Genomic DNA, 21,051 nt, shown 5'->3' with positions numbered 1-21,051 from the left:
TTTCTGCGCACGCTTTAGCAAAGAAGAGAGAGTTAATCCGAATATGCCCACCCGCTCGAAGATCATCTATACCTTCACCGACGAAGCTCCAGCCCTCGCCACCTATTCCCTGCTGCCGATCATCGAGGCTTACACCGCCTCGGCCGATATCGCCGTGGAAACCCGCGATATCTCTCTTGCAGCACGCATCCTGGCCAGCTTCCCCGAGCAACTGGGCGACAAAGCCGTAGCCGACCACCTCGCCGAACTGGGTGACCTGGCCGTTACGCCTGAAGCCAACATCATCAAGCTGCCGAACATCAGTGCTTCGGTGCCTCAGCTGCAAGCGGCGATCAAAGAGCTGCAAGCCCAGGGTTACAACCTGCCGGACTACCCGGAAACCGTGACCAGCGATGCCGACAAAGACGCCAAGGCGCGTTACGACAAGGTCAAGGGCAGCGCCGTGAACCCGGTTCTGCGCGAAGGCAACTCCGACCGCCGCGCTCCGCTGTCGGTCAAGAACTACGCACGCAAGCACCCGCACAAAATGGGCGCCTGGGCCAAGGACTCCAAGTCCCACGTCGCTCACATGAGCACCGGCGATTTCTACGGCAGCGAAAAAGCTGCCCTGATCGACGCCGCTGACGCTGTGAAGATCGAGCTGATCGCCAAAGACGGCACCGCCACTGTCCTGAAAGAAAAAACCACCGTTCAGGCCGGCGAGATCCTCGACTGCGCGGTGATGAGCAAAAACGCCCTGCGTGCATTCATCGCCGCTGAAATCGAAAACGCCAAGGCGCAAGGCGTGCTGCTGTCGGTTCACTTGAAAGCGACAATGATGAAGGTCTCCGACCCGATCATGTTCGGCCAGATCGTTGCCGAGTTCTATAAAGACGCCCTGACCAAGCACGCTGACGTGCTGGCCGAGATCGGCTTCAACCTGAACAACGGCATCGGCGATCTGTACGCGCGCATCAAGGCCCTGCCGGCCGAGCAGCAAGCGCAGATCGAAGCCGACATGGCAGCGGTCTACGCCGCGCGTCCGTCGCTGGCGATGGTCAACTCCGACAAGGGCATCACCAACCTGCACGTGCCGAGCGACGTTATCGTCGACGCCTCGATGCCAGCGATGATCCGTGACTCCGGCAAAATGTGGGGCACCGACGGTCAGCTGCACGACACCAAGGCGGTGATCCCGGATCGTTGCTACGCAACCATCTACCAGGCCGTGATCGAAGATTGCAAAGCCAATGGCGCTTTCGACCCGACCACCATGGGCAGCGTGCCAAACGTTGGCCTGATGGCGAAGAAAGCCGAAGAGTACGGCTCGCACGACAAGACCTTCCAGATCAAGGCTGAGGGCGTGGTTCGCGTCACCGACAGCAAGGGCAACCTGCTGATGGAACAGGCTGTTGAAGCCGGCGACATCTTCCGCATGTGCCAGACCAAAGACGCGCCGATCCAGGACTGGGTCAAACTGGCCGTCAACCGCGCTCGCGCAAGCGCAACTCCAGCGATCTTCTGGCTGGACCCGATGCGCGCTCACGATGGCGTAGTGATCGAGAAGGTTCAGGCTTACCTGAAGGATCACGACACCAGCGGTCTGGACATCCAGATCATGGCGCCGGTCGACGCAATGAAGTACACCCTGCAGCGCACCCGCGAAGGCAAGGACACCATCTCGGTGACCGGCAACGTACTGCGCGACTACCTGACCGACCTGTTCCCGATCATGGAACTGGGCACCAGCGCCAAAATGCTGTCGATCGTGCCGCTGATGAACGGCGGCGGCCTGTTCGAAACCGGCGCTGGCGGTTCGGCTCCGAAGCACGTGCAGCAACTGGTTGAAGAGAACTTCCTGCGCTGGGATTCGCTGGGCGAATTCCTTGCGCTGGCAGCATCCCTTGAGCACCTGGGCGTGAACTACAACAACCCGAAAGCGCTGGTGCTGTCGAAAACTCTGGATCAAGCCACTGGCCAGTTCCTCGACAACAACAAGTCGCCATCGCGCAAAGTCGGCAACATCGACAACCGCGGCAGCCACTTCTACCTGGCAATGTACTGGGCTCAGGCCCTGGCCGCCCAGACTGAAGACGCTGCACTGCAAGCGCAGTTCGCAACCCTGGCCAAAACCCTGACCGAGAACGAGGCAACCATCGTTGCCGAACTCAACGCTGTTCAGGGCAAGCCAGTGGACATCGGCGGTTACTACCACGCCAATGCCGAGCTGATCAGCAAGGCCATGCGCCCAAGCGCAACCTTCAACGCAGCGGTTGCTGCGCTGGTTTAAGGTTGTAAAGGGAACATCACAAACCCCGGCCTCGTGCCGGGGTTTGTGTTTTCAGAGTTCACACCAATCCCTTGTAGGAGTGAGCCTGCTCGCGATAGCGGTATACCATTCAACAATTATGGTGACTGACATTGCGCTATCGCGAGCAGGCTCACTCCTACATTGGATTGCATTTCAACCCCAGACTTGAGGAAGGTTTTATGGAATGGCTCCCCCACATCACTGTCGCCACCATCGTCGAGGACAACGGTCGCTTCCTGATGGTTGAAGAACACAAGGCCGGGCGTAACGTGCTCAACCAGCCCGCCGGCCATCTCGACCCGGACGAAACCCTGATCGATGCAGCCGTGCGCGAAACCCTCGAAGAAACCGGCTGGGACGTCGAACCCACCGGCGTCATCGGCATTTACCTGTACACCGCACCAAGCAACGGCGTGACCTACCAGCGTGTGTGTTTCAGCGCCAAAGCCGTCAAACACCACCCCGATTATCAACTCGACGACGGTATCGTCGGCGCCAAGTGGCTGACCCGCGACGAATTAATCGCCCAGCGCGACAACTGGCGCAGCGAGCTGATCATTCGCTGCATCGACGATTATCTGGCCGGTCATCACTTCAGTCTCGAACTGATCCGCCCTTCTCTTTAGCCTTGAGGCCGTGAGCCTGATAGAATCGCGTCCTTTTTCAAGACACTCATTGAATCCCTATGCGTGATCCAGCCCCTTCTGACACATCCAAGAAGCGCGTCATTGTCGGCATGTCCGGCGGCGTGGACTCTTCCGTTTCCGCCCTCCTGCTGATCGAGCAGGGTTACGAGGTGGAAGGCCTGTTCATGAAGAACTGGGAAGAAGACGACGGAACGGAATACTGCACCGCCATGGACGACCTGGCGGATGCTCAGGCTGTGTGCGACAAAATCGGTATCAAGCTGCACACCGCCAACTTCGCGGCAGAATACTGGGACAACGTGTTCGAGCACTTCCTGGCCGAATACAAGGCCGGGCGCACGCCGAACCCGGACATCCTCTGTAACCGCGAAATCAAGTTCAAGGCGTTTCTCGACTACGCCATGATGCTCGGCGCGGATCTGATCGCCACTGGCCATTACGTGCGTCGCCGCGACATCGATGGCCGTACTGAGCTGCTCAAAGGCCTCGACCCGAACAAGGATCAGAGCTACTTCCTGCACGCCGTCGGCGGCGAACAGATTGCCAAGACCCTGTTCCCGGTCGGCGAACTGGAAAAGCCTGAAGTACGCGCGATCGCCGAGAAATACGAACTGGCGACCGCCAAGAAGAAGGATTCCACCGGGATCTGCTTCATCGGCGAGCGCCGCTTCAGCGACTTCCTCAAGCAGTACCTGCCGGCGCAACCGGGCGAGATCAAGACCACCGAAGGCGAAGTCATCGGCCGTCACCACGGTTTGATGTACCACACCATCGGTCAGCGCCAAGGCCTTGGCATCGGCGGCTTGAAAGACGCCGGCGATGAGCCGTGGTACGTGCTGCGCAAGGATCTGGACACCAACGAGCTGATCGTCGGCCAGGGCAACAACCATCCGTGGCTGTTCTCCGGCGCCCTGCTCGCTTCGGAAATCTATTGGGTCAACCCGATCGACCTGAGCCAGCCGCTGCGCCTGACCGCCAAAGTGCGTTATCGCCAGAGCGATCAGACCTGCATCCTGGAAAAAACCGCCAGCGGCTACCGCGCCGTGTTCGACGAACCGCAGCGCGCGGTGACCCCGGGCCAGTCCGTGGTGTTCTACGACGGTGAAATCTGCCTCGGCGGCGGCGTGATCGAAGTCGCCGAGCCGTGGAGCGGCCAGGCATGAGCCCGACTCAGGAACAACTGACGGCGCTGGGCGGCGTGTTTCTCGCGGCCGTACTGGTCGACCGGATCGCCAAGACCGGCCAGACCAGCGAAGCCGGCCTGAGCTGCATGCTTGGCAGCCTGCTGGTGCGCGACCCGAAGGACACGCTGGATGTTTACGGCGGCGACGACATCAATCTGCGCGAAGGTTATCGCGCCTTGATCGGCGCACTGGAGCGCGACCCGAGCACCCTGCAGCGTGAGCCGCTGCGCTACGCCCTGTCGATGCTCGGCCTCGAGCGTCAACTGGCCAAGCGTAACGACATGCTCGACACCATCGGCAAGCGCCTGCCGCAGATCCAGTCACAGGTCGAACACTTCGGCCCGGCTCACGAAAACGTGGTCGCCGCCTGTGGCGCGCTGTACCAGGACACCCTGAGCACCCTGCGCCAACGCATTCAAGTGCATGGCGACATGCGCAACCTGCAGCAACCGAGCAACGCCTCGAAGATCCGTGCCCTGCTGCTGGCCGGGATCCGCTCGGCACGCCTGTGGCGACAGCTCGGCGGCCACCGCTGGCAGTTGGTGATCAGCCGGCGCAAGCTGCTCAAAGAGCTGTATCCGTTGATGCGCAGCGAGTAAATCGTCGCGCAATAAAAGTTTTTGTAGTCTGTAACGCGTAATACGCCGGTCAGTTGGCGACGGACCGGCGGATTTTTTCATGTATGATACGCGCCCCATTTCGTTGCCCGACTGTCCGAGAACACCCCATGCAGCTCTCTTCGCTCACTGCGGTTTCCCCTGTTGACGGCCGCTACGCCGGCAAAACCCAGGCCCTGCGCCCGATTTTCAGCGAGTACGGCCTGATCCGTGCCCGCGTTCTGGTTGAAGTGCGCTGGCTCCAGCGCCTGGCCGCCCACGCCGGCATCCCGGAAGTGCCAGCCTTCTCCGCCGAGGCCAACGCCGTTCTCAATGAACTGGCTGAAAACTTCTCGATGGAGCACGCCGAGCGCGTCAAAGAGATCGAGCGCACCACCAACCACGACGTCAAGGCGATCGAATACCTGCTCAAGGAGCAGGCGGCCAAGCTGCCGGAGCTGGCCAAGGTCAGCGAATTCATCCACTTTGCCTGCACCAGCGAAGACATCAACAACCTGTCCCACGCCCTGATGCTGCGCGAAGGCCGTGACGACGTGATGCTGCCGCTGATGCGCCAGACCGCCAACGCCATCCGCGAACTGGCGATCCGCTTCGCCGACGTGCCAATGCTGTCGCGCACCCACGGTCAGCCGGCCTCGCCGACCACTTTGGGTAAAGAACTGGCGAACGTGGTTTACCGTCTCGAGCGTCAGATCGCTCAAGTCGCTGCCGTGCCGCTGCTGGGCAAGATCAATGGCGCCGTGGGCAACTACAACGCGCACCTGTCGGCCTACCCGCAGATCGACTGGGAAGCCAACGCCCGCGCCTTCATCGAAGACGAGCTGGGCCTGGGCTTCAACCCGTACACCACGCAGATCGAACCGCACGACTACATCGCCGAGCTGTTCGACGCGATTGCGCGCTTCAACACCATCCTGATCGACTTCGACCGTGACATCTGGGGCTACATCTCCCTGGGTTACTTCAAGCAGCGCACCATCGCCGGCGAAATCGGTTCGTCGACCATGCCGCACAAGGTCAACCCGATCGACTTCGAAAACTCCGAAGGCAACCTGGGCATCGCCAACGCACTGTTCCAGCACCTGGCGAGCAAACTGCCGATTTCCCGCTGGCAGCGTGACCTGACCGACTCCACCGTCCTGCGTAATCTCGGTGTCGGCTTCGCCCACAGCGTGATCGCCTACGAAGCCAGCCTCAAAGGCATCAGCAAACTGGAGCTCAACGAGCAGAAGATTGCCGCTGACCTCGACGCTTGCTGGGAAGTGTTGGCCGAGCCGATCCAGACCGTAATGCGCCGCTACAACATCGAAAACCCGTACGAAAAACTCAAAGAACTGACTCGCGGCAAGGGCATTAGCCCAGAAGCGCTGCAGACTTTCATCGACGGTCTGGACATGCCAGCGCAAGCGAAAGCCGAGCTGAAACAGCTGACCCCGGCCAACTACATCGGTAACGCTGTAGCACAAGCCAAACGCATCTGATCGACCGCTTGACCCGCTTGAGACGCCCGGCCGCGCCGGGCGTTTTTATTCCCGTCTGAAAAATGCTTTTTTTCAATAGGTTACACATGAATCCTGATACTCCTCTTCAACTTCTGGGCGGTCTCACGGCGCGCGAATTCATGCGCGATTACTGGCAGAAAAAGCCGCTGCTGATCCGTCAGGCCATTCCTGACTTCGAAAGCCCGATCGACGCCGACGAACTGGCAGGCCTGGCCCTGGAAGAAGAGGTCGAGTCGCGCCTGGTGATCGAGCACGGCGAGCGTCCGTGGGAGCTGCGTCGCGGCCCGTTCGCCGAAGATGAATTCAGCAAACTGCCGGAAAAAGAGTGGACCTTGCTCGTTCAGGCCGTTGATCAATTCGTGCCGGAAGTCAGCGAGCTGCTGGAAAACTTCCGCTTCCTGCCGAGCTGGCGCGTCGACGACGTGATGATCAGTTTCGCAGCCCCAGGTGGCAGCGTCGGTCCGCACTTCGACAACTACGACGTGTTCCTGCTGCAAGGCCACGGCAAGCGCAACTGGAAAATCGGCCAGATGTGCGACTCCGAGAGCCCGCTGCTGCAACACGCGGACCTGCGCATCCTCGCCGAATTCCACGAGACCGAAGAGTGGGTTCTGGAACCGGGCGACATGCTCTACCTGCCGCCGCGCCTGGCCCACTGCGGCGTAGCCGTGGACGACTGCATGACCTACTCGGTCGGCTTCCGCGCACCAAGCGCTTCCGAAGTGCTGACTCACTTCACCGATTTCCTCAGCCAGTTCCTGACTGACGAAGAGCGCTACACCGATGCCGACGCCAAGCCAGCCGTCGATCCGCATCAGATTCAGCACGATGCGCTGGACCGCCTGAAAAGCCTGCTCGCCGAACACATGAGCGATGAGCGCTTGCTGCTGACCTGGTTCGGCCAGTACATGACCGAGCCGCGCTACCCGGAACTGGTGGTCGGTCCGGAAGACGTCGAAGAAGACGACTTCCTTGTCGCTCTGCAGGACGGCGCCGTACTGATCCGCAACCCGAGCGCGCGCCTGGCGTGGTCGGAAGTCGATGACGATCTGCTGCTGTTCGCCAGCGGCCAGAGCCGTTACCTGCCGGGCAAACTGCGTGAGCTGCTGAAGCTGATCTGCGCCGCCGACGCGCTGCACGTCGATAACCTCGGCGAGTGGCTGAACGACGAAGACGGTCGCGGCCTGCTGTGCGAGCTGGTCAAACAAGGCAGCCTGGGATTCGCCGATGAATAAGATTCGCGTACGTGTCGCAGACTGGCAGAAGGACAACGCCGAGATCCGGCGCATTCGTGAAACGGTGTTCATTGCCGAACAATCGGTGCCACCTGAGTTGGAATGGGATGCGGATGACGCGACCGCCGTGCATTTTCTGGCGTTCGAAGGCGACTTTCCAATAGGCACCGCGCGCCTGTTGCCCGACGGGCATATTGGCCGGGTGTCGGTACTGAAGGACTGGCGCGGGCTGAAGGTTGGCGATGCGCTGATGCAAGCAGTCATCGCCGAAGCCGAAGCCCGCGGTCTGAAGCAGCAGATGCTCAGCGCGCAGGTACAGGCCACGGCGTTCTATGAGCGCCTGGGCTTCAGCCTGGTCAGCGAGGAATTCCTCGAAGCCGGGATTCCGCATGTCGACATGGTTCGCCATTCGGCCTGAGACCGCGGCGCGGCTTTCGCGAGCAGGCTCGCTCCCACAAGGGATCTCTATTTGGCGCAAAATTGGTGTCCACTAGAGATCCAATGTGGGAGCGAGCCTGCTCGCGAAGAGTCCCTCGAGAACACCACAAAACGCCCCGACATCAACCGATGCCGGGGCGTTTTGCTGTCTACGATTCAACTTGCCCCACCCCGGGCCGACAAACTGGCAATATCAAGCCTTTCGAAAGCGGAGATAACGGACATGTCCCTACGCACCCTGCTCACCACCCTGCTGCTCGCCTGCAGTTTTTCGGTGATGGCAGCCACTGAAATCGTGCCCCTCAAGTACCGCACCAGCGCCGACATGCTGCCGATGGCGCAGGACTTTCTCGGCAAGGACGGTCAGGTCAGCGCCTACGGCAATCAACTGATCGTCAAGGCCGAGCCGGACAAGATCCAGGAACTCAAGGCCATGATCACCCAGCTCGACACCGCGCCCAAACGCCTGCTGATCACCGTCGACACCAACGAGAACAACCAGCAGAACACCGGCGACCAACAGACCCGAATCATCAACTACAGCACCGCCAGCCGTGACGGCGGTATCCAGCAGGTTCAGGCCAGCGAAGGGGCACCGGCGCTGATTCAGGTCGGCCAGAGCGTGCCGATCACCAGCAGCCAGACCAATTCCTACGGTGATTACAGCAGCCAGACCCAATACCGCAACGTCACCCAGGGCTTCTACGTCACTGCCAGCGTCACCGGCGACATCGTTCACCTGGCGATCAGCACCAATCGTGACCGCATGAGTCAGGAACGTCCCGATGTAGTGAACGTGCAAAGCACCGACACAACTGTCAGCGGACGCCTCGGCGAATGGATCACCCTCGCCGGCATAAACCGCGAAACCCAGGCCGACAAACAGAGCCAGACCCGCAGCTACTCGACTCAAGGCCGGGATGACATGACTTTACGGGTGAAAGTCGACACGCTGGACTAAAGCACCGAAAACTGACTGATTAGTCGTATTAGACGAAAGATGTAGTGCTTTAAAAAAAGCACTACAAAACGTTTGACGAGGCAAAAAAGCGAAGGCATGATGGCCTCGCTCCCGCTAATCAGAGGCCCTGGCAAGGGCCTTCGAAGCGATGTTCGCACCTACCCCGCGAACCGCTTCGTGTCTGTACCGCCCACAAGGTGTGTTTGACGAGGTTGCCGACTGGAACGAAGTTGTCCCGAGGGACGGAAGCGTAATTAGGTAACCCGGCTTCACGCTGTAGTTCGTATAAAGGCCCACGACGCCCGAATGCGCCCACAGTCCGCCACTACCTGCTCACTTCCCCTCGAGCCCATCGTTCACCCCGTCGCCTACCCCGCCGAATCCGACTTGACCACCTAAGCTTCTGGTCAGCGAGCGCAGGAATTTTCCACCGCAGAACAACTTTTCATAAAGACGCGACGAGGTTTATCTCCATGGCACTGACACGCGAACAGCAAATTGCAGCCCTTGAAAAAGACTGGGCTGAAAACCCGCGCTGGAAAGGCGTGACTCGCACTTACTCCGCTGCTGACGTCGTCCGTCTGCGTGGCTCGGTTCAACCTGAGCACACCTTTGCGAAAATGGGCGCCGAGAAGCTGTGGAACCTGGTGACCCAGGGTGCCAAGCCGTCCTTCCGCCCAGAGAAAGATTTCGTCAACTGCATGGGCGCCCTGACCGGCGGCCAGGCTGTTCAACAGGTCAAGGCCGGTATCCAGGCGATCTACCTGTCGGGCTGGCAGGTTGCTGCGGACAACAACTCCGCAGAATCGATGTACCCGGACCAGTCGCTGTACCCGGTGGACTCGGTGCCAACCGTGGTCAAGCGCATCAACAACTCGTTCCGTCGTGCTGACCAGATCCAGTGGAAAGCCGGCAAGAACCCGGGCGACGATGGCTACATCGACTACTTCGCGCCAATCGTGGCCGACGCTGAAGCCGGTTTCGGCGGCGTCCTGAACGCCTACGAGTTGATGAAGAGCATGATCGAAGCAGGCGCCGCCGGCGTTCACTTCGAAGACCAACTGGCTTCCGTGAAAAAATGCGGCCACATGGGCGGCAAAGTACTGGTTCCAACCCAGGAAGCCGTACAGAAGCTGACCGCTGCTCGTCTGGCTGCTGACGTTGCCGGTACCCCGACCATCATTCTGGCCCGTACCGACGCCAACGCGGCTGACCTGCTGACCTCCGATTGCGACCCGTACGACCAGCCGTTCGTGACTGGCGAGCGCACTCAGGAAGGTTTCTACAAGGTTCGTGCAGGCCTCGATCAAGCCATCGCTCGTGGCCTGGCTTACGCGCCATACGCCGACCTGATCTGGTGCGAAACTGCCAAGCCGGATCTGGACGAGGCTCGTCGCTTCGCTGAAGCGATCAAAAAGGAATACCCGGACCAACTGCTGTCGTACAACTGCTCGCCTTCCTTCAACTGGAAGAAAAACCTGGACGACGCGACCATCGCCAAGTTCCAGCGTGAACTGTCCGCCATGGGCTACAAGCACCAGTTCATCACCCTGGCCGGCATTCACAACATGTGGCACAGCATGTTCAACCTGGCGCACGACTACGCCCGCAACGACATGACTGCCTACGTGAAGCTGCAAGAGCAGGAGTTCGCTGACGCCGCCAAGGGCTACACCTTCGTGGCCCACCAGCAGGAAGTGGGCACCGGCTACTTCGACGACATGACCACTGTGATTCAGGGTGGCTCGTCTTCGGTAACCGCACTGACCGGTTCGACCGAAGAAGAACAGTTCCACTGATTCGGCTTCGCTGAGCAGACGGCCTTTACGGATCGTATAGAAAGCTAACCGCAGAGCCGCAAAACTGACGCCCCGACTGGTTCGGGGCGTTTTTTTGCCCGCCGATTCCCCGACCCCCACAAATCCCCTGCGGGAGTGAGCCTGCTCGCGATAGCGGTGTGTCAGTGACGTTATGTGTTGGCAGGCACACCGCTATCGCGAGCAGGCTCACTCCTACAGGTCCTGCGTCACCTCTGACAAAAAACATTGATCCAGAGCGGTACCCGCACCACAAAAAACGGGTAAAACGCTCGCCACCGCTACTTGCAGTAACGGGCATATAAGACAACTTTCCGATTACTGCACCGCTAAACAGTTACAAAACCGCCACAAACGATATTAATTATCATTTAGCAGCAACTATGTTCGTTACATTTTCTACAAAACATAATTCGCCCAAAACCGGCTAATGCCCGCAACGCATGGGCTGCAGGGCATTGGAGGTGCGCTATGTCCTTATTCCAATAAATAATTTCGCTATAGGAATTTTACTTGCAGGGTGTTTAGCCATAAAATCAGCGCGATTGATTGCTGCGACATATCGTCACTGCCTTATTTCTTTATCAAGCTCAGAGACCTTTGCTCTCTGTTAAGGATTACCAGCATGCCCGAAGCGACAGGACTCATGGCCCACAACTGGGGCTTTGCCATTTTCCTTCTGGGTGTAGTCGGCCTGTGTGCCTTCATGCTCGGCGTCTCCAGCCTCCTCGGGTCAAAAGCCTGGGGCCGCAGCAAAAACGAACCGTTCGAGTCCGGCATGCTACCTACCGGTGGCGCCCGCTTGCGGCTCTCAGCCAAATTCTATCTGGTCGCGATGCTCTTCGTGATCTTCGATATCGAAGCCCTCTTTCTCTTTGCATGGTCTGTGTCCGTCCGCGAAAGCGGCTGGACCGGATTCGTCGAAGCTCTCGTTTTCATAGCAATTCTGTTGGCAGGTCTTGTCTACCTGTTCCGAGTGGGCGCCCTTGACTGGGCTCCGGAAGCTCGTCGCAAGCGGCAGGCGAAGCTGAAACAATGAGGCTTTGGCAATGCAATACAATCTCACCAGAATCGACCCCGATGCTCCTAACGAGCAGTATCCGATTGGCGAACGGGAAACCGTTTCCGATCCGTTAGAAGATCAAGTCCACAAAAACATTTTCATGGGCAAGCTCGAAGACGTGCTGAGTGGCGCGGTCAACTGGGGGCGTAAAAACTCCCTGTGGCCGTACAACTTCGGCCTTTCGTGCTGCTATGTGGAAATGACCACCGCCTTCACGGCGCCCCACGACATCGCGCGCTTTGGCGCCGAAGTTATCCGGGCATCACCGCGTCAGGCCGACTTCATGGTTATCGCCGGTACCTGCTTCATCAAGATGGCGCCGATCATTCAGCGTCTCTACGAGCAAATGCTCGAGCCGAAGTGGGTGATTTCCATGGGCTCGTGCGCCAACTCCGGTGGTATGTACGACATCTACTCCGTGGTTCAAGGGGTGGACAAGTTCCTGCCCGTGGACGTCTACGTACCTGGCTGCCCGCCCCGTCCAGAAGCATTTCTGCAAGGCTTGATGCTGTTGCAGGAATCGATTGGCCAGGAGCGTCGCCCACTGTCCTGGGTCGTTGGTGATCAAGGCGTTTATCGCGCCGACATGCCTTCGCAGAAAGAACAGCGCCGCGAACAGCGAATCGCAGTCACCAACCTGCGCAGCCCTGACGAAGTCTGATCCAGATCTGTTCTTACAAAGAAACGAGAAGCTGGCTTCATTCTTTACGTTGACCGAAAGCGAAAAAATAACCATGACTACAGGCAGCGCTCTGTACATCCCGCCTTATAAGGCAGACGACCAGGATGTGGTCGTCGAATTGAACAACCGTTTTGGCGCCGAAGCGTTCACCGCTCAGTCGACCCGCACCGGCATGCCGGTGCTGTGGGTGGCGCGCGCCAAACTCGTCGAAGTCCTGACCTTCCTGCGCAACCTGCCCAAGCCGTACGTCATGCTCTATGACCTGCACGGCGTGGACGAGCGTCTGCGCACCAAACGTCAAGGACTGCCATCGGGCGCCGACTTCACCGTGTTCTATCACCTCATGTCGCTTGAGCGTAATAGTGACGTGATGATCAAAGTCGCCTTGTCCGAAAGCGACCTCAGTTTGCCCACCGTCACCAGCATCTGGCCGAACGCCAACTGGTACGAGCGTGAAGTCTGGGACATGTACGGCATCGACTTCAAAGGCCACCCGCACCTGTCGCGCATCATGATGCCGCCGACCTGGGAAGGTCACCCGCTGCGCAAGGACTTTCCGGCGCGCGCCACCGAATTCGATCCGTTCAGCCTCAACCTTGCCAAGCAACAGCTTGAGGAAGAGGCCGCGCGCTTCCGTCCTGAAGACTGGGGCATGAAGCGTTCCGGCGCCAACGAGGACTACATGTTCCTCAACCTCGGCCCGAACCACCCTTCCGCGCACGGTGCTTTCCGCATCATTCTGCAACTGGACGGTGAAGAGATCGTCGACTGCGTGCCGGACATCGGTTACCACCACCGTGGTGCCGAGAAGATGGCCGAGCGTCAGTCGTGGCACAGTTTCATCCCGTACACCGACCGTATCGATTACCTCGGCGGCGTGATGAACAACCTGCCGTACGTGCTCTCGGTCGAGAAGCTGGCCGGTATCAAGGTGCCCGAGAAGGTCGACGTCATCCGCATCATGATGGCCGAGTTCTTCCGGATCACCAGCCACCTGCTGTTCCTGGGGACTTACATCCAGGACGTCGGCGCCATGACTCCGGTGTTCTTCACCTTCACCGACCGCCAGAAGGCGTACACGGTAATTGAAGCCATTACCGGTTTCCGTCTGCACCCGGCCTGGTACCGCATCGGTGGTGTTGCTCACGACCTGCCGCGCGGCTGGGACAAACTGGTAAAAGACTTCGTTGAATGGCTGCCAAAACGCCTCGATGAATACACCAAGGCTGCCCTGCAGAACAGTATCCTCAAGGGCCGTACCATCGGCGTCGCTGCCTACAACACCAAAGAAGCCCTGGAATGGGGCGTCACCGGTGCAGGCCTGCGTTCGACCGGTTGCGACTTCGACCTGCGTAAAGCGCGTCCATACTCGGGCTACGAGAACTTCGAATTCGAAGTGCCGCTGGCCGCCAATGGCGATGCCTACGACCGCTGCATGGTTCGCGTCGAAGAGATGCGCCAGAGCATCAAGATCATCGACCAGTGCATGCGCAACATGCCGGAAGGCCCGTACAAGGCGGATCACCCGCTGACCACGCCGCCGCCGAAAGAGCGCACGCTGCAGCACATCGAAACCTTGATCACGCACTTCCTGCAAGTTTCGTGGGGCCCGGTCATGCCGGCCAACGAATCCTTCCAGATGATCGAAGCGACCAAGGGCATCAACAGTTATTACCTGACGAGCGACGGCGGCACCATGAGCTACCGTACCCGGATCCGCACTCCGAGCTTCCCCCATCTGCAACAGATCCCTTCGGTGATCAAAGGCAGCATGGTCGCGGACTTGATTGCGTACCTGGGTAGTATCGACTTCGTTATGGCCGACGTGGACCGCTAAGCATGAACAGCACGCTTATCCAGACAGACCGTTTCACCTTGAGTGAAACCGAGCGCTCGGCCATCGAGCACGAGCTGCATCACTACGAAGACCCGCGCGCGGCGTCGATCGAAGCCCTGAAGATCGTTCAGAAAGAACGCGGCTGGGTGCCGGATGGCGCCTTGTACGCGATCGGCGAGATCCTCGGCATCCCGGCCAGCGACGTTGAAGGTGTGGCGACGTTCTATAGCCAGATCTTCCGTCAGCCGGTCGGCCGCCACATCATTCGCGTCTGCGACAGCATGGTCTGCTACATCGGCGGCCACGAGTCGGTGGTCAGTGAAATCCAGAACAATCTGGGCATCGGCCTGGGTCAGACCACCGCCGACGGTCGTTTCACCCTGCTGCCTGTCTGCTGCCTCGGCAACTGCGACAAGGCACCGGCGCTGATGATCGACGACGACACCTTTGGCGACGTGCAGCCTGCTGGCGTGGCCAAACTGCTCGAGGGCTACGTATGACCCTGACATCTTTCGGTCCTGCCAACCGCATCCAGCGTTCGGCCGAGACTCACCCGCTGACCTGGCGTCTGCGTGACGACGGCGAAGCCGTGTGGCTCGACGAGTACCAGGCCAAGAACGGTTACGCTGCGGCGCGCAAAGCCTTCGCCGACATGGATCAGGACGCCATCGTCCAGACCGTGAAAGACGCAGGCCTCAAAGGTCGCGGCGGTGCAGGCTTCCCCACGGGCGTGAAGTGGGGCCTGATGCCCAAAGACGAATCCATCAACATCCGCTACCTGCTGTGCAACGCGGACGAGATGGAGCCGAACACCTGGAAAGACCGCATGCTGATGGAGCAACTGCCCCATCTGCTGATCGAAGGCATGCTGATCAGTGCTCGCGCGCTGAAAACCTACCGTGGCTACATCTTCCTGCGTGGCGAGTACACCACCGCCGCCAAGCACCTCAACCGTGCCGTGGAAGAAGCCAAGGCTGCAGGCCTGCTGGGTAAAAACATTCTGGGCAGCGGCTTCGATTTCGAGCTGTTCGTCCACACCGGCGCCGGGCGTTACATCTGCGGTGAAGAAACCGCACTGATCAACTCCCTCGAAGGCCGCCGTGCCAACCCGCGCTCCAAGCCGCCCTTCCCTGCCGCCGTCGGCGTGTGGGGCAAGCCGACTTGCGTGAACAACGTTGAGACTCTGTGCAACGTGCCGGCGATCATTGCCGACGGCGTTGACTGGTACAAATCGTTGGCCCGCGAAGGCAGCGAAGACATGGGCACCAAGCTCATGGGCTTCTCCGGCAAAGTGAAAAACCCGGGCCTGTGGGAACTGCCATTCGGCGTCACCGGTCGCGAGCTGTTCGAAGACTACGCCGGCGGCATGCGCGACGGCTTCAAGCTCAAGGCCTGGCAGCCAGGTGGTGCCGGTACCGGTTTTCTCTTGCCGGAACACCTCGACGCACAAATGTACGCCGGCGGCATCGCCAAGGTGGGCACCCGTATGGGTACCGGCCTGGCCATGGCGGTGGACGACAGCGTCAACATGGTCTCCTTGCTGCGCAACATGGAGCAGTTCTTCGCTCGCGAGTCGTGCGGCTTCTGCACCCCGTGCCGCGATGGTTTGCCATGGAGCGTCAAGCTCTTGATGGCCATCGAAGAAGGCCGCGGTCAGCCAGGCGACATCGAGACCCTGCTGGGTCTGGTCAACTTCCTCGGCCCAGGCAAGACCTTCTGTGCTCACGCACCGGGTGCCGTGGAGCCGTTGGGCAGTGCCATCAAATACTTCCGTCCAGAGTTCGAAGCCGGTATCGCGCCTGCAAGCGCCGCCGTCCCGCCTCTGGCAAGGCCGATCGTAGTCGGCGCGTAAACGCTTAAAAAGGCGAAGGGTCCGTGCCCTTCGCCTTTCGTCCGATGACGCCTTTCGGGGCTGACTGGATTCGGACGGATAACAAGATTCCATTAGCCACGCCCGCTGACACCGGGCCAACGAAGACCTTTGAACCATGGCCACTATCCACGTAGACGGCAAAGCGCTCGAAGTCGACGGGGCAGACAACCTGTTACAGGCATGTCTGTCGCTGGGCCTCGACATCCCTTATTTCTGCTGGCACCCCGCGCTTGGTAGCGTCGGGGCTTGCCGCCAGTGCGCGGTCAAGCAGTACACCGACGAGAACGACACCCGTGGTCGCATCGTCATGTCCTGCATGACCCCGGCCACCGACAACACCTGGATCTCCATCGACGATGAAGAATCCAAGGCGTTCCGCGCCAGTGTTGTCGAATGGCTGATGACCAACCACCCGCACGACTGCCCTGTGTGCGAAGAAGGCGGTCACTGCCACCTGCAAGACATGACCGTGATGACCGGCCACAACGAGCGCCGTTATCGCTTCACCAAACGCACCCACCAGAACCAGCAACTGGGCCCGTTCATTTCTCATGAAATGAACCGCTGCATCGCCTGCTACCGCTGCGTGCGTTTCTACAAGGATTACGCTGGCGGCACCGACCTCGGTGTATTCGGCGCCCACGACAACGTGTACTTCGGTCGTGTTGAAGACGGCACCCTCGAAAGCGAGTTCTCCGGCAACCTCACCGAGGTCTGCCCGACCGGTGTGTTCACCGACAAGACTCACTCCGAGCGCTACAACCGCAAGTGGGACATGCAGTTCTCGCCGAGCATCTGCCATGGCTGCTCCAGCGGTTGCAACATCTCCCCGGGCGAGCGTTACGGCGAACTGCGTCGCATCGAAAACCGTTTCAACGGTTCGGTGAACCAGTACTTCCTGTGCGACCGTGGCCGTTTCGGTTATGGCTACGTCAACCGCACCGACCGTCCACGTCAGCCGCTGCTGGCCGATGGCACCAAGCTGGGCCTCGACGCTGCACTGGATAAAGCCGCTGACTTGCTGCGCGGCCGCAACATCGTCGGTATCGGTTCGCCGCGCGCCAGCCTCGAAAGCAACTACGCGTTGCGCGAACTGGTCGGCGCCGAGCACTTCTACTCTGGCATTGAAGCGTCCGAACTGGAACGCATCCGTCTGGTCCTGCAAGTGCTCAAGGACAGCCCGCTGCCTGTGCCGAACATGCGCGACATCGAAGACCACGACGCTGTGTTCGTCCTCGGTGAAGACCTGACTCAGACTGCTGCGCGTATGGCTCTGTCCCTGCGTCAGTCGGTCAAGGGCAAAGCCGAAGACATGGCCGAAGCCATGCGCGTTCAGCCTTGGCTGGATGCTGCGGTGAAGAACATCGGTCAGCACGCGCTGAACCCGCTGTTCATCGCCAGCCTGGCGGAAACCAAGCTCGACGACATCGCCGAAGAATGCGTACACGCAGCTCCGGACGACCTGGCGCGCATCGGTTTCGCCGTGGCTCACGCTCTGGATGCCAGCGCGCCTGCCGTTGAAGGTCTGGACGCTGAAGCTCTGGAACTGGCCAAGCACATCGCCGACGCCCTGCTCGCGGCCAAGCGCCCGCTGATCATCGCCGGTACTTCGCTGGGCTCCAAAGCGCTCATTGAGGCTGCTGCAAACATCGCCAAGGCGCTGAAGCTGCGCGAGAAAAACGGTTCGATCAGCCTGATCGTGCCGGAAGCCAACAGCCTCGGTCTGGCCATGCTCGGTGGCGAATCGGTCGACGCGGCGCTGCAAGCCGTGATCGACGGCAAGGCCGACGCCATCGTCGTGCTGGAAAACGATCTGTACACCCGCACCTCGAAAGCCAAGGTCGATGCGGCGCTGAACGCTGCGAAAGTGGTGATCGTTGCTGACCACCAGAAGACCGCCACTAGCGATCGCGCGCACCTGGTGCTGCCAGCGGCGAGCTTCGCTGAAGGCGACGGTACGCTGGTCAGCCAGGAAGGTCGCGCCCAGCGCTTCTTCCAGGTTTTCGACCCGCAATACATGGACGCGAGCATCCTGGTGCACGAAGGCTGGCGCTGGCTGCACGCCCTGCGCGCGACCCTGCTGAACCAGCCGATCGACTGGACGCAACTCGACCACGTGACTGCTGCCGTTGCTTCGAGCACCGAGCAACTGGCGCGCATCGTCGACGCTGCACCATCGGCGGCGTTCCGCATCAAGGGTCTGAAACTGGCGCGTGAGCCGCTGCGTTATTCCGGTCGCACCGCGATGCGCGCCGACATCAGCGTTCACGAACCGCGCACCCCGCAAGACAAAGACACCGCGTTCGCCTTCTCCATGGAAGGTTACTCGGGCTCTACCGAACCGCGTCAGCAGGTTCCGTTTGCCTGGTCTCCGGGCTGGAACTCGCCGCAAGCGTGGAACAAGTTCCAGGACGAAGTCGGTGGTCACATCCGTGCAGGCGACCCGGGCACCCGCCTGATCGAAAGCACCGGTGATTCACTGAACTGGTTCGCTGCAGCACCGCGCGCATTCAACCCGGCGCCGGGCACCTGGCAAGCCGTGCCGTTCTACCACCTGTTCGGCAGCGACGAGAACTCTTCGAAAGCCGCACCGGTTCAAGAGCGCATTCCAGCTCCGTACGTGGCTCTGGCGAAATCCGAAGCGGATCGCCTGGGCGTCAACGACGGTGCTTTGCTGAGCCTGAACGTGGCCGGCCAGACCCTGCGTCTGCCGCTGCGCATCAATGAAGAACTGGGCGCTGGTCTGGTGGCCTTGCCTGCGGGCATCGCCGGCATTCCACCGGCATTCGCCGGCGTGTCCGTCGACGGTCTGCAGGAGGCAGCGCAATGACCTGGTTCACCCCTGAAGTGATCGACGTGATCCTGACGGTCATCAAAGCCATCGTGATTCTGCTGGCCGTTGTGGTCGCAGGCGCGTTGCTCAGCTTTGTCGAACGTCGCCTGCTGGGCTGGTGGCAGGACCGTTACGGTCCGAACCGCGTTGGCCCGTTCGGCATGTTCCAGATCGCTGCCGACATGCTGAAGATGTTCTTCAAGGAAGACTGGACCCCACCGTTTGCCGACAAGGTGATCTTCACCCTGGCACCGGTGGTGGCCATGTCGGCCCTGCTGATCGCCTTCGCGATCATCCCGATCACCCCGACCTGGGGCGTGGCGGATCTGAACATCGGCCTGCTGTTCTTCTTCGCCATGGCGGGTCTCTCGGTCTACGCGGTGCTGTTCGCCGGCTGGTCGAGTAACAACAAGTTCGCCCTGCTCGGCAGCTTGCGTGCCTCGGCGCAGACCGTGTCCTACGAAGTGTTCATGGGCCTGGCCCTGATGGGCATCGTGGTGCAGGTCGGCTCGTTCAACATGCGCGACATCGTCGAATACCAGGCGCAGAACCTGTGGTTCATCATTCCGCAGTTCTTCGGCTTCTGTACCTTCTTCATCGCTGGCGTCGCCGTGACTCACCGTCACCCGTTCGACCAGCCGGAAGCGGAACAGGAACTGGCCGACGGTTACCACATTGAATACGCCGGTATGAAATGGGGCATGTTCTTCGTCGGTGAATACATCGGCATCATCCTGATCTCGGCGCTGCTGGTCACCCTGTTCTTCGGTGGCTGGCACGGTCCGTTCGGCATCCTGCCGCAACTGTCCTTCGTCTGGTTCGCACTGAAGACCGCGTTCTTCATCATGCTGTTCATCCTGCTGCGCGCCTCCATCCCGCGTCCGCGTTATGACCAGGTGATGGACTTCAGCTGGAAATTCTGCCTGCCACTGACCCTGATCAATTTGCTGATAACCGCTGCGGTTGTGTTGTGGAACACACCTGCGGTTGCGGTTCAGTGAGGATTTGACCCATGTTCAAATATATTGGCGACATCGTTAAGGGTACCGGTACCCAGTTGCGCAGCCTGGTCATGGTCTTCGGCCATGGCTTTCGCAAGCGCGACACCCTGCAATACCCGGAAGAAGCGGTCTACCTGCCACCACGCTACCGTGGTCGCATCGTCCTGACCCGCGACCCCGATGGCGAAGAGCGTTGCGTAGCCTGCAACCTGTGCGCCGTGGCTTGCCCGGTCGGTTGCATCTCGCTGCAGAAAGCTGAAACCGAAGACGGTCGCTGGTACCCGGACTTCTTCCGTATCAACTTCTCGCGCTGCATTTTCTGCGGTCTCTGCGAGGAAGCCTGTCCGACCACCGCAATCCAGCTGACCCCGGATTTCGAGATGGCCGAGTTCAAACGTCAGGACCTGGTGTACGAGAAAGAAGATCTTTTGATCTCCGGCCCCGGCAAAAACCCTGATTACAACTTCTATCGTGTTGCAGGTATGGCAATCGCTGGCAAGCCGAAAGGCTCTGCGCAGAACGAAGCCGAACCGATCAACGTGAAGAGCTTGCTGCCTTAAGGAAGAACGATGGAATTCGCTTTCTATTTCGCATCGGGTATCGCGGTTGTGTCCACGCTTCGCGTGGTCACCAACACCAACCCTGTGCACGCCCTGCTCTACCTGATCATCTCGTTGATTGCCGTGGCCATGACCTTCTTCGCACTCGGCGCACCGTTCGCCGGCGTGCTGGAAGTGATCGCCTACGCCGGCGCCATCATGGTGCTGTTCGTGTTCGTGGTGATGATGCTGAACCTGGGCCCGGCCTCGGTTCAGCAGGAACGCACCTGGCTCAAGCCCGGTATCTGGGCGGGGCCGGTGATTCTCGCCGCCCTGCTGCTGGCCGAACTGCTGTATGTGCTGTTCGCTCACCAGAGCGGTCAGGCCATCGGCCACACCACCGTAGACGCGAAAGCCGTGGGCATCAGCCTGTTCGGTCCGTACCTGCTGGTGGTCGAACTCGCCTCGATGCTGCTGCTTGCTGCAGCCGTCACGGCGTTCCATTTGGGCCGTAACGAGGCGAAGGAGTAAG

General features: G+C 60.0%; 18 protein-coding genes. All 18 read left to right on the top strand.

What is annotated here, in order from left to right; genetic code table 11:
- Window positions 1-43: 43 nt before the first annotated feature.
- The 18 genes from QMK55_RS24175 (at window position 44) to nuoJ (ending at window position 21,050) form a co-directional block, all read left to right on the top strand.
- Window positions 44-2,269 carry an NADP-dependent isocitrate dehydrogenase gene (locus QMK55_RS24175; RefSeq protein WP_320330097.1) on the top strand — a complete coding sequence of 742 codons (2,226 nt, stop codon included), beginning with the start codon at window positions 44-46 and terminating at the stop codon, window positions 2,267-2,269.
- 200 nt (window positions 2,270-2,469) lie between these two features.
- Window positions 2,470-2,916 (top strand): NUDIX hydrolase, encoded by a 447-nt coding sequence (locus QMK55_RS24170; protein WP_102358980.1) that lies wholly within the window; start codon window positions 2,470-2,472, stop codon window positions 2,914-2,916.
- Between the two features lie 59 nt (window positions 2,917-2,975).
- Entirely contained in the window at window positions 2,976-4,100 is a 1,125-nt protein-coding gene (mnmA, locus tag QMK55_RS24165) for a tRNA 2-thiouridine(34) synthase MnmA (protein WP_102358979.1), read from the top strand.
- Window positions 4,097-4,720, top strand: coding sequence for a high frequency lysogenization protein HflD (gene hflD / locus QMK55_RS24160; RefSeq protein ID WP_025108999.1), 624 nt, complete (start codon window positions 4,097-4,099; stop codon window positions 4,718-4,720). The genes mnmA and hflD overlap by 4 nt, the downstream gene beginning before the upstream one ends.
- 128 nt (window positions 4,721-4,848) lie before the next feature.
- Window positions 4,849-6,219, top strand: a complete 1,371-nt coding sequence (gene purB, locus QMK55_RS24155; RefSeq protein WP_320330096.1) for an adenylosuccinate lyase — start codon at window positions 4,849-4,851, stop codon at window positions 6,217-6,219.
- Window positions 6,220-6,305: 86 nt separating this feature from the next.
- Window positions 6,306-7,475: a cupin domain-containing protein gene (locus QMK55_RS24150; protein ID WP_102358978.1), complete on the top strand. Its 1,170-nt coding sequence runs from the start codon at window positions 6,306-6,308 to the stop codon at window positions 7,473-7,475.
- The gene (locus QMK55_RS24145; RefSeq protein WP_320330095.1) at window positions 7,468-7,893 is read left to right on the top strand and encodes a GNAT family N-acetyltransferase; all 426 of its coding nucleotides are present in this window, start codon (window positions 7,468-7,470) and stop codon (window positions 7,891-7,893) included. Before QMK55_RS24150 ends, QMK55_RS24145 begins: the two co-directional genes overlap by 8 nt.
- Before the next feature lie 243 nt (window positions 7,894-8,136).
- The gene (locus tag QMK55_RS24140; RefSeq protein ID WP_320330094.1) at window positions 8,137-8,874 is read left to right on the top strand and encodes a secretin N-terminal domain-containing protein; all 738 of its coding nucleotides are present in this window, start codon (window positions 8,137-8,139) and stop codon (window positions 8,872-8,874) included.
- 473 nt (window positions 8,875-9,347) lie between these two features.
- A complete protein-coding gene (gene aceA / locus QMK55_RS24135; protein ID WP_093434273.1) occupies window positions 9,348-10,673 on the top strand; it encodes an isocitrate lyase in 1,326 nt (441 codons plus the stop codon).
- 643 nt (window positions 10,674-11,316) lie between these two features.
- A complete protein-coding gene (locus tag QMK55_RS24130; RefSeq protein WP_003223812.1) occupies window positions 11,317-11,730 on the top strand; it encodes an NADH-quinone oxidoreductase subunit A in 414 nt (137 codons plus the stop codon).
- 10 nt (window positions 11,731-11,740) lie between these two features.
- Window positions 11,741-12,415: a NuoB/complex I 20 kDa subunit family protein gene (locus QMK55_RS24125; protein ID WP_003223809.1), complete on the top strand. Its 675-nt coding sequence runs from the start codon at window positions 11,741-11,743 to the stop codon at window positions 12,413-12,415.
- A gap of 73 nt (window positions 12,416-12,488) precedes the next feature.
- Window positions 12,489-14,273: an NADH-quinone oxidoreductase subunit C/D gene (nuoC, locus tag QMK55_RS24120; protein WP_102357811.1), complete on the top strand. Its 1,785-nt coding sequence runs from the start codon at window positions 12,489-12,491 to the stop codon at window positions 14,271-14,273.
- Between the two features lie 2 nt (window positions 14,274-14,275).
- A complete protein-coding gene (gene nuoE / locus QMK55_RS24115; protein WP_003223804.1) occupies window positions 14,276-14,773 on the top strand; it encodes an NADH-quinone oxidoreductase subunit NuoE in 498 nt (165 codons plus the stop codon).
- Window positions 14,770-16,125 carry an NADH-quinone oxidoreductase subunit NuoF gene (nuoF, locus tag QMK55_RS24110; protein WP_102357810.1) on the top strand — a complete coding sequence of 452 codons (1,356 nt, stop codon included), beginning with the start codon at window positions 14,770-14,772 and terminating at the stop codon, window positions 16,123-16,125. The genes nuoE and nuoF overlap by 4 nt, the downstream gene beginning before the upstream one ends.
- Before the next feature lie 136 nt (window positions 16,126-16,261).
- Window positions 16,262-18,976, top strand: a complete 2,715-nt coding sequence (gene nuoG / locus QMK55_RS24105; RefSeq protein WP_320330093.1) for an NADH-quinone oxidoreductase subunit NuoG — start codon at window positions 16,262-16,264, stop codon at window positions 18,974-18,976.
- Window positions 18,973-19,980 (top strand): NADH-quinone oxidoreductase subunit NuoH, encoded by a 1,008-nt coding sequence (nuoH, locus tag QMK55_RS24100; RefSeq protein ID WP_007964859.1) that lies wholly within the window; start codon window positions 18,973-18,975, stop codon window positions 19,978-19,980. The genes nuoG and nuoH overlap by 4 nt, the downstream gene beginning before the upstream one ends.
- A gap of 11 nt (window positions 19,981-19,991) precedes the next feature.
- The gene (gene nuoI / locus QMK55_RS24095; protein WP_007920177.1) at window positions 19,992-20,540 is read left to right on the top strand and encodes an NADH-quinone oxidoreductase subunit NuoI; all 549 of its coding nucleotides are present in this window, start codon (window positions 19,992-19,994) and stop codon (window positions 20,538-20,540) included.
- A gap of 9 nt (window positions 20,541-20,549) precedes the next feature.
- Window positions 20,550-21,050: an NADH-quinone oxidoreductase subunit J gene (gene nuoJ / locus QMK55_RS24090; RefSeq protein ID WP_007951462.1), complete on the top strand. Its 501-nt coding sequence runs from the start codon at window positions 20,550-20,552 to the stop codon at window positions 21,048-21,050.
- The last annotated feature ends 1 nt before the right edge of the window (window position 21,051 follow it).

It is taken from the genome of Pseudomonas sp. P8_229 (assembly GCF_034008635.1).
Classification (GTDB): Bacteria; Pseudomonadota; Gammaproteobacteria; order Pseudomonadales; family Pseudomonadaceae; genus Aquipseudomonas.
The sequence above is the reverse complement of the archived record's forward strand: the minus strand, read 5'-3'. Positions and strand labels throughout refer to the sequence as shown.

Bases quoted from the DNA above. Each gene is read 5' to 3' on its own strand.
- hflD (WP_025108999.1), top strand. From the start codon at position 4,097: ATGAGCCCGACTCAGGAACAACTGACGGCGCTGGGCGGCGTGTTTCTC.
- purB (WP_320330096.1), top strand. From the start codon at position 4,849: ATGCAGCTCTCTTCGCTCACTGCGGTTTCCCCTGTTGACGGCCGCTAC.
- QMK55_RS24150 (WP_102358978.1), top strand. From the start codon at position 6,306: ATGAATCCTGATACTCCTCTTCAACTTCTGGGCGGTCTCACGGCGCGC.
- QMK55_RS24140 (WP_320330094.1), top strand. From the start codon at position 8,137: ATGTCCCTACGCACCCTGCTCACCACCCTGCTGCTCGCCTGCAGTTTT.
- QMK55_RS24145 (WP_320330095.1), top strand. From the start codon at position 7,468: ATGAATAAGATTCGCGTACGTGTCGCAGACTGGCAGAAGGACAACGCC.
- mnmA (WP_102358979.1), top strand. From the start codon at position 2,976: ATGCGTGATCCAGCCCCTTCTGACACATCCAAGAAGCGCGTCATTGTC.
- QMK55_RS24130 (WP_003223812.1), top strand. From the start codon at position 11,317: ATGCCCGAAGCGACAGGACTCATGGCCCACAACTGGGGCTTTGCCATT.
- nuoI (WP_007920177.1), top strand. From the start codon at position 19,992: ATGTTCAAATATATTGGCGACATCGTTAAGGGTACCGGTACCCAGTTG.
- nuoH (WP_007964859.1), top strand. From the start codon at position 18,973: ATGACCTGGTTCACCCCTGAAGTGATCGACGTGATCCTGACGGTCATC.
- nuoC (WP_102357811.1), top strand. From the start codon at position 12,489: ATGACTACAGGCAGCGCTCTGTACATCCCGCCTTATAAGGCAGACGAC.
- nuoJ (WP_007951462.1), top strand. From the start codon at position 20,550: ATGGAATTCGCTTTCTATTTCGCATCGGGTATCGCGGTTGTGTCCACG.
- QMK55_RS24125 (WP_003223809.1), top strand. From the start codon at position 11,741: ATGCAATACAATCTCACCAGAATCGACCCCGATGCTCCTAACGAGCAG.
- QMK55_RS24170 (WP_102358980.1), top strand. From the start codon at position 2,470: ATGGAATGGCTCCCCCACATCACTGTCGCCACCATCGTCGAGGACAAC.
- nuoF (WP_102357810.1), top strand. From the start codon at position 14,770: ATGACCCTGACATCTTTCGGTCCTGCCAACCGCATCCAGCGTTCGGCC.
- aceA (WP_093434273.1), top strand. From the start codon at position 9,348: ATGGCACTGACACGCGAACAGCAAATTGCAGCCCTTGAAAAAGACTGG.
- nuoG (WP_320330093.1), top strand. From the start codon at position 16,262: ATGGCCACTATCCACGTAGACGGCAAAGCGCTCGAAGTCGACGGGGCA.
- nuoE (WP_003223804.1), top strand. From the start codon at position 14,276: ATGAACAGCACGCTTATCCAGACAGACCGTTTCACCTTGAGTGAAACC.
- QMK55_RS24175 (WP_320330097.1), top strand. From the start codon at position 44: ATGCCCACCCGCTCGAAGATCATCTATACCTTCACCGACGAAGCTCCA.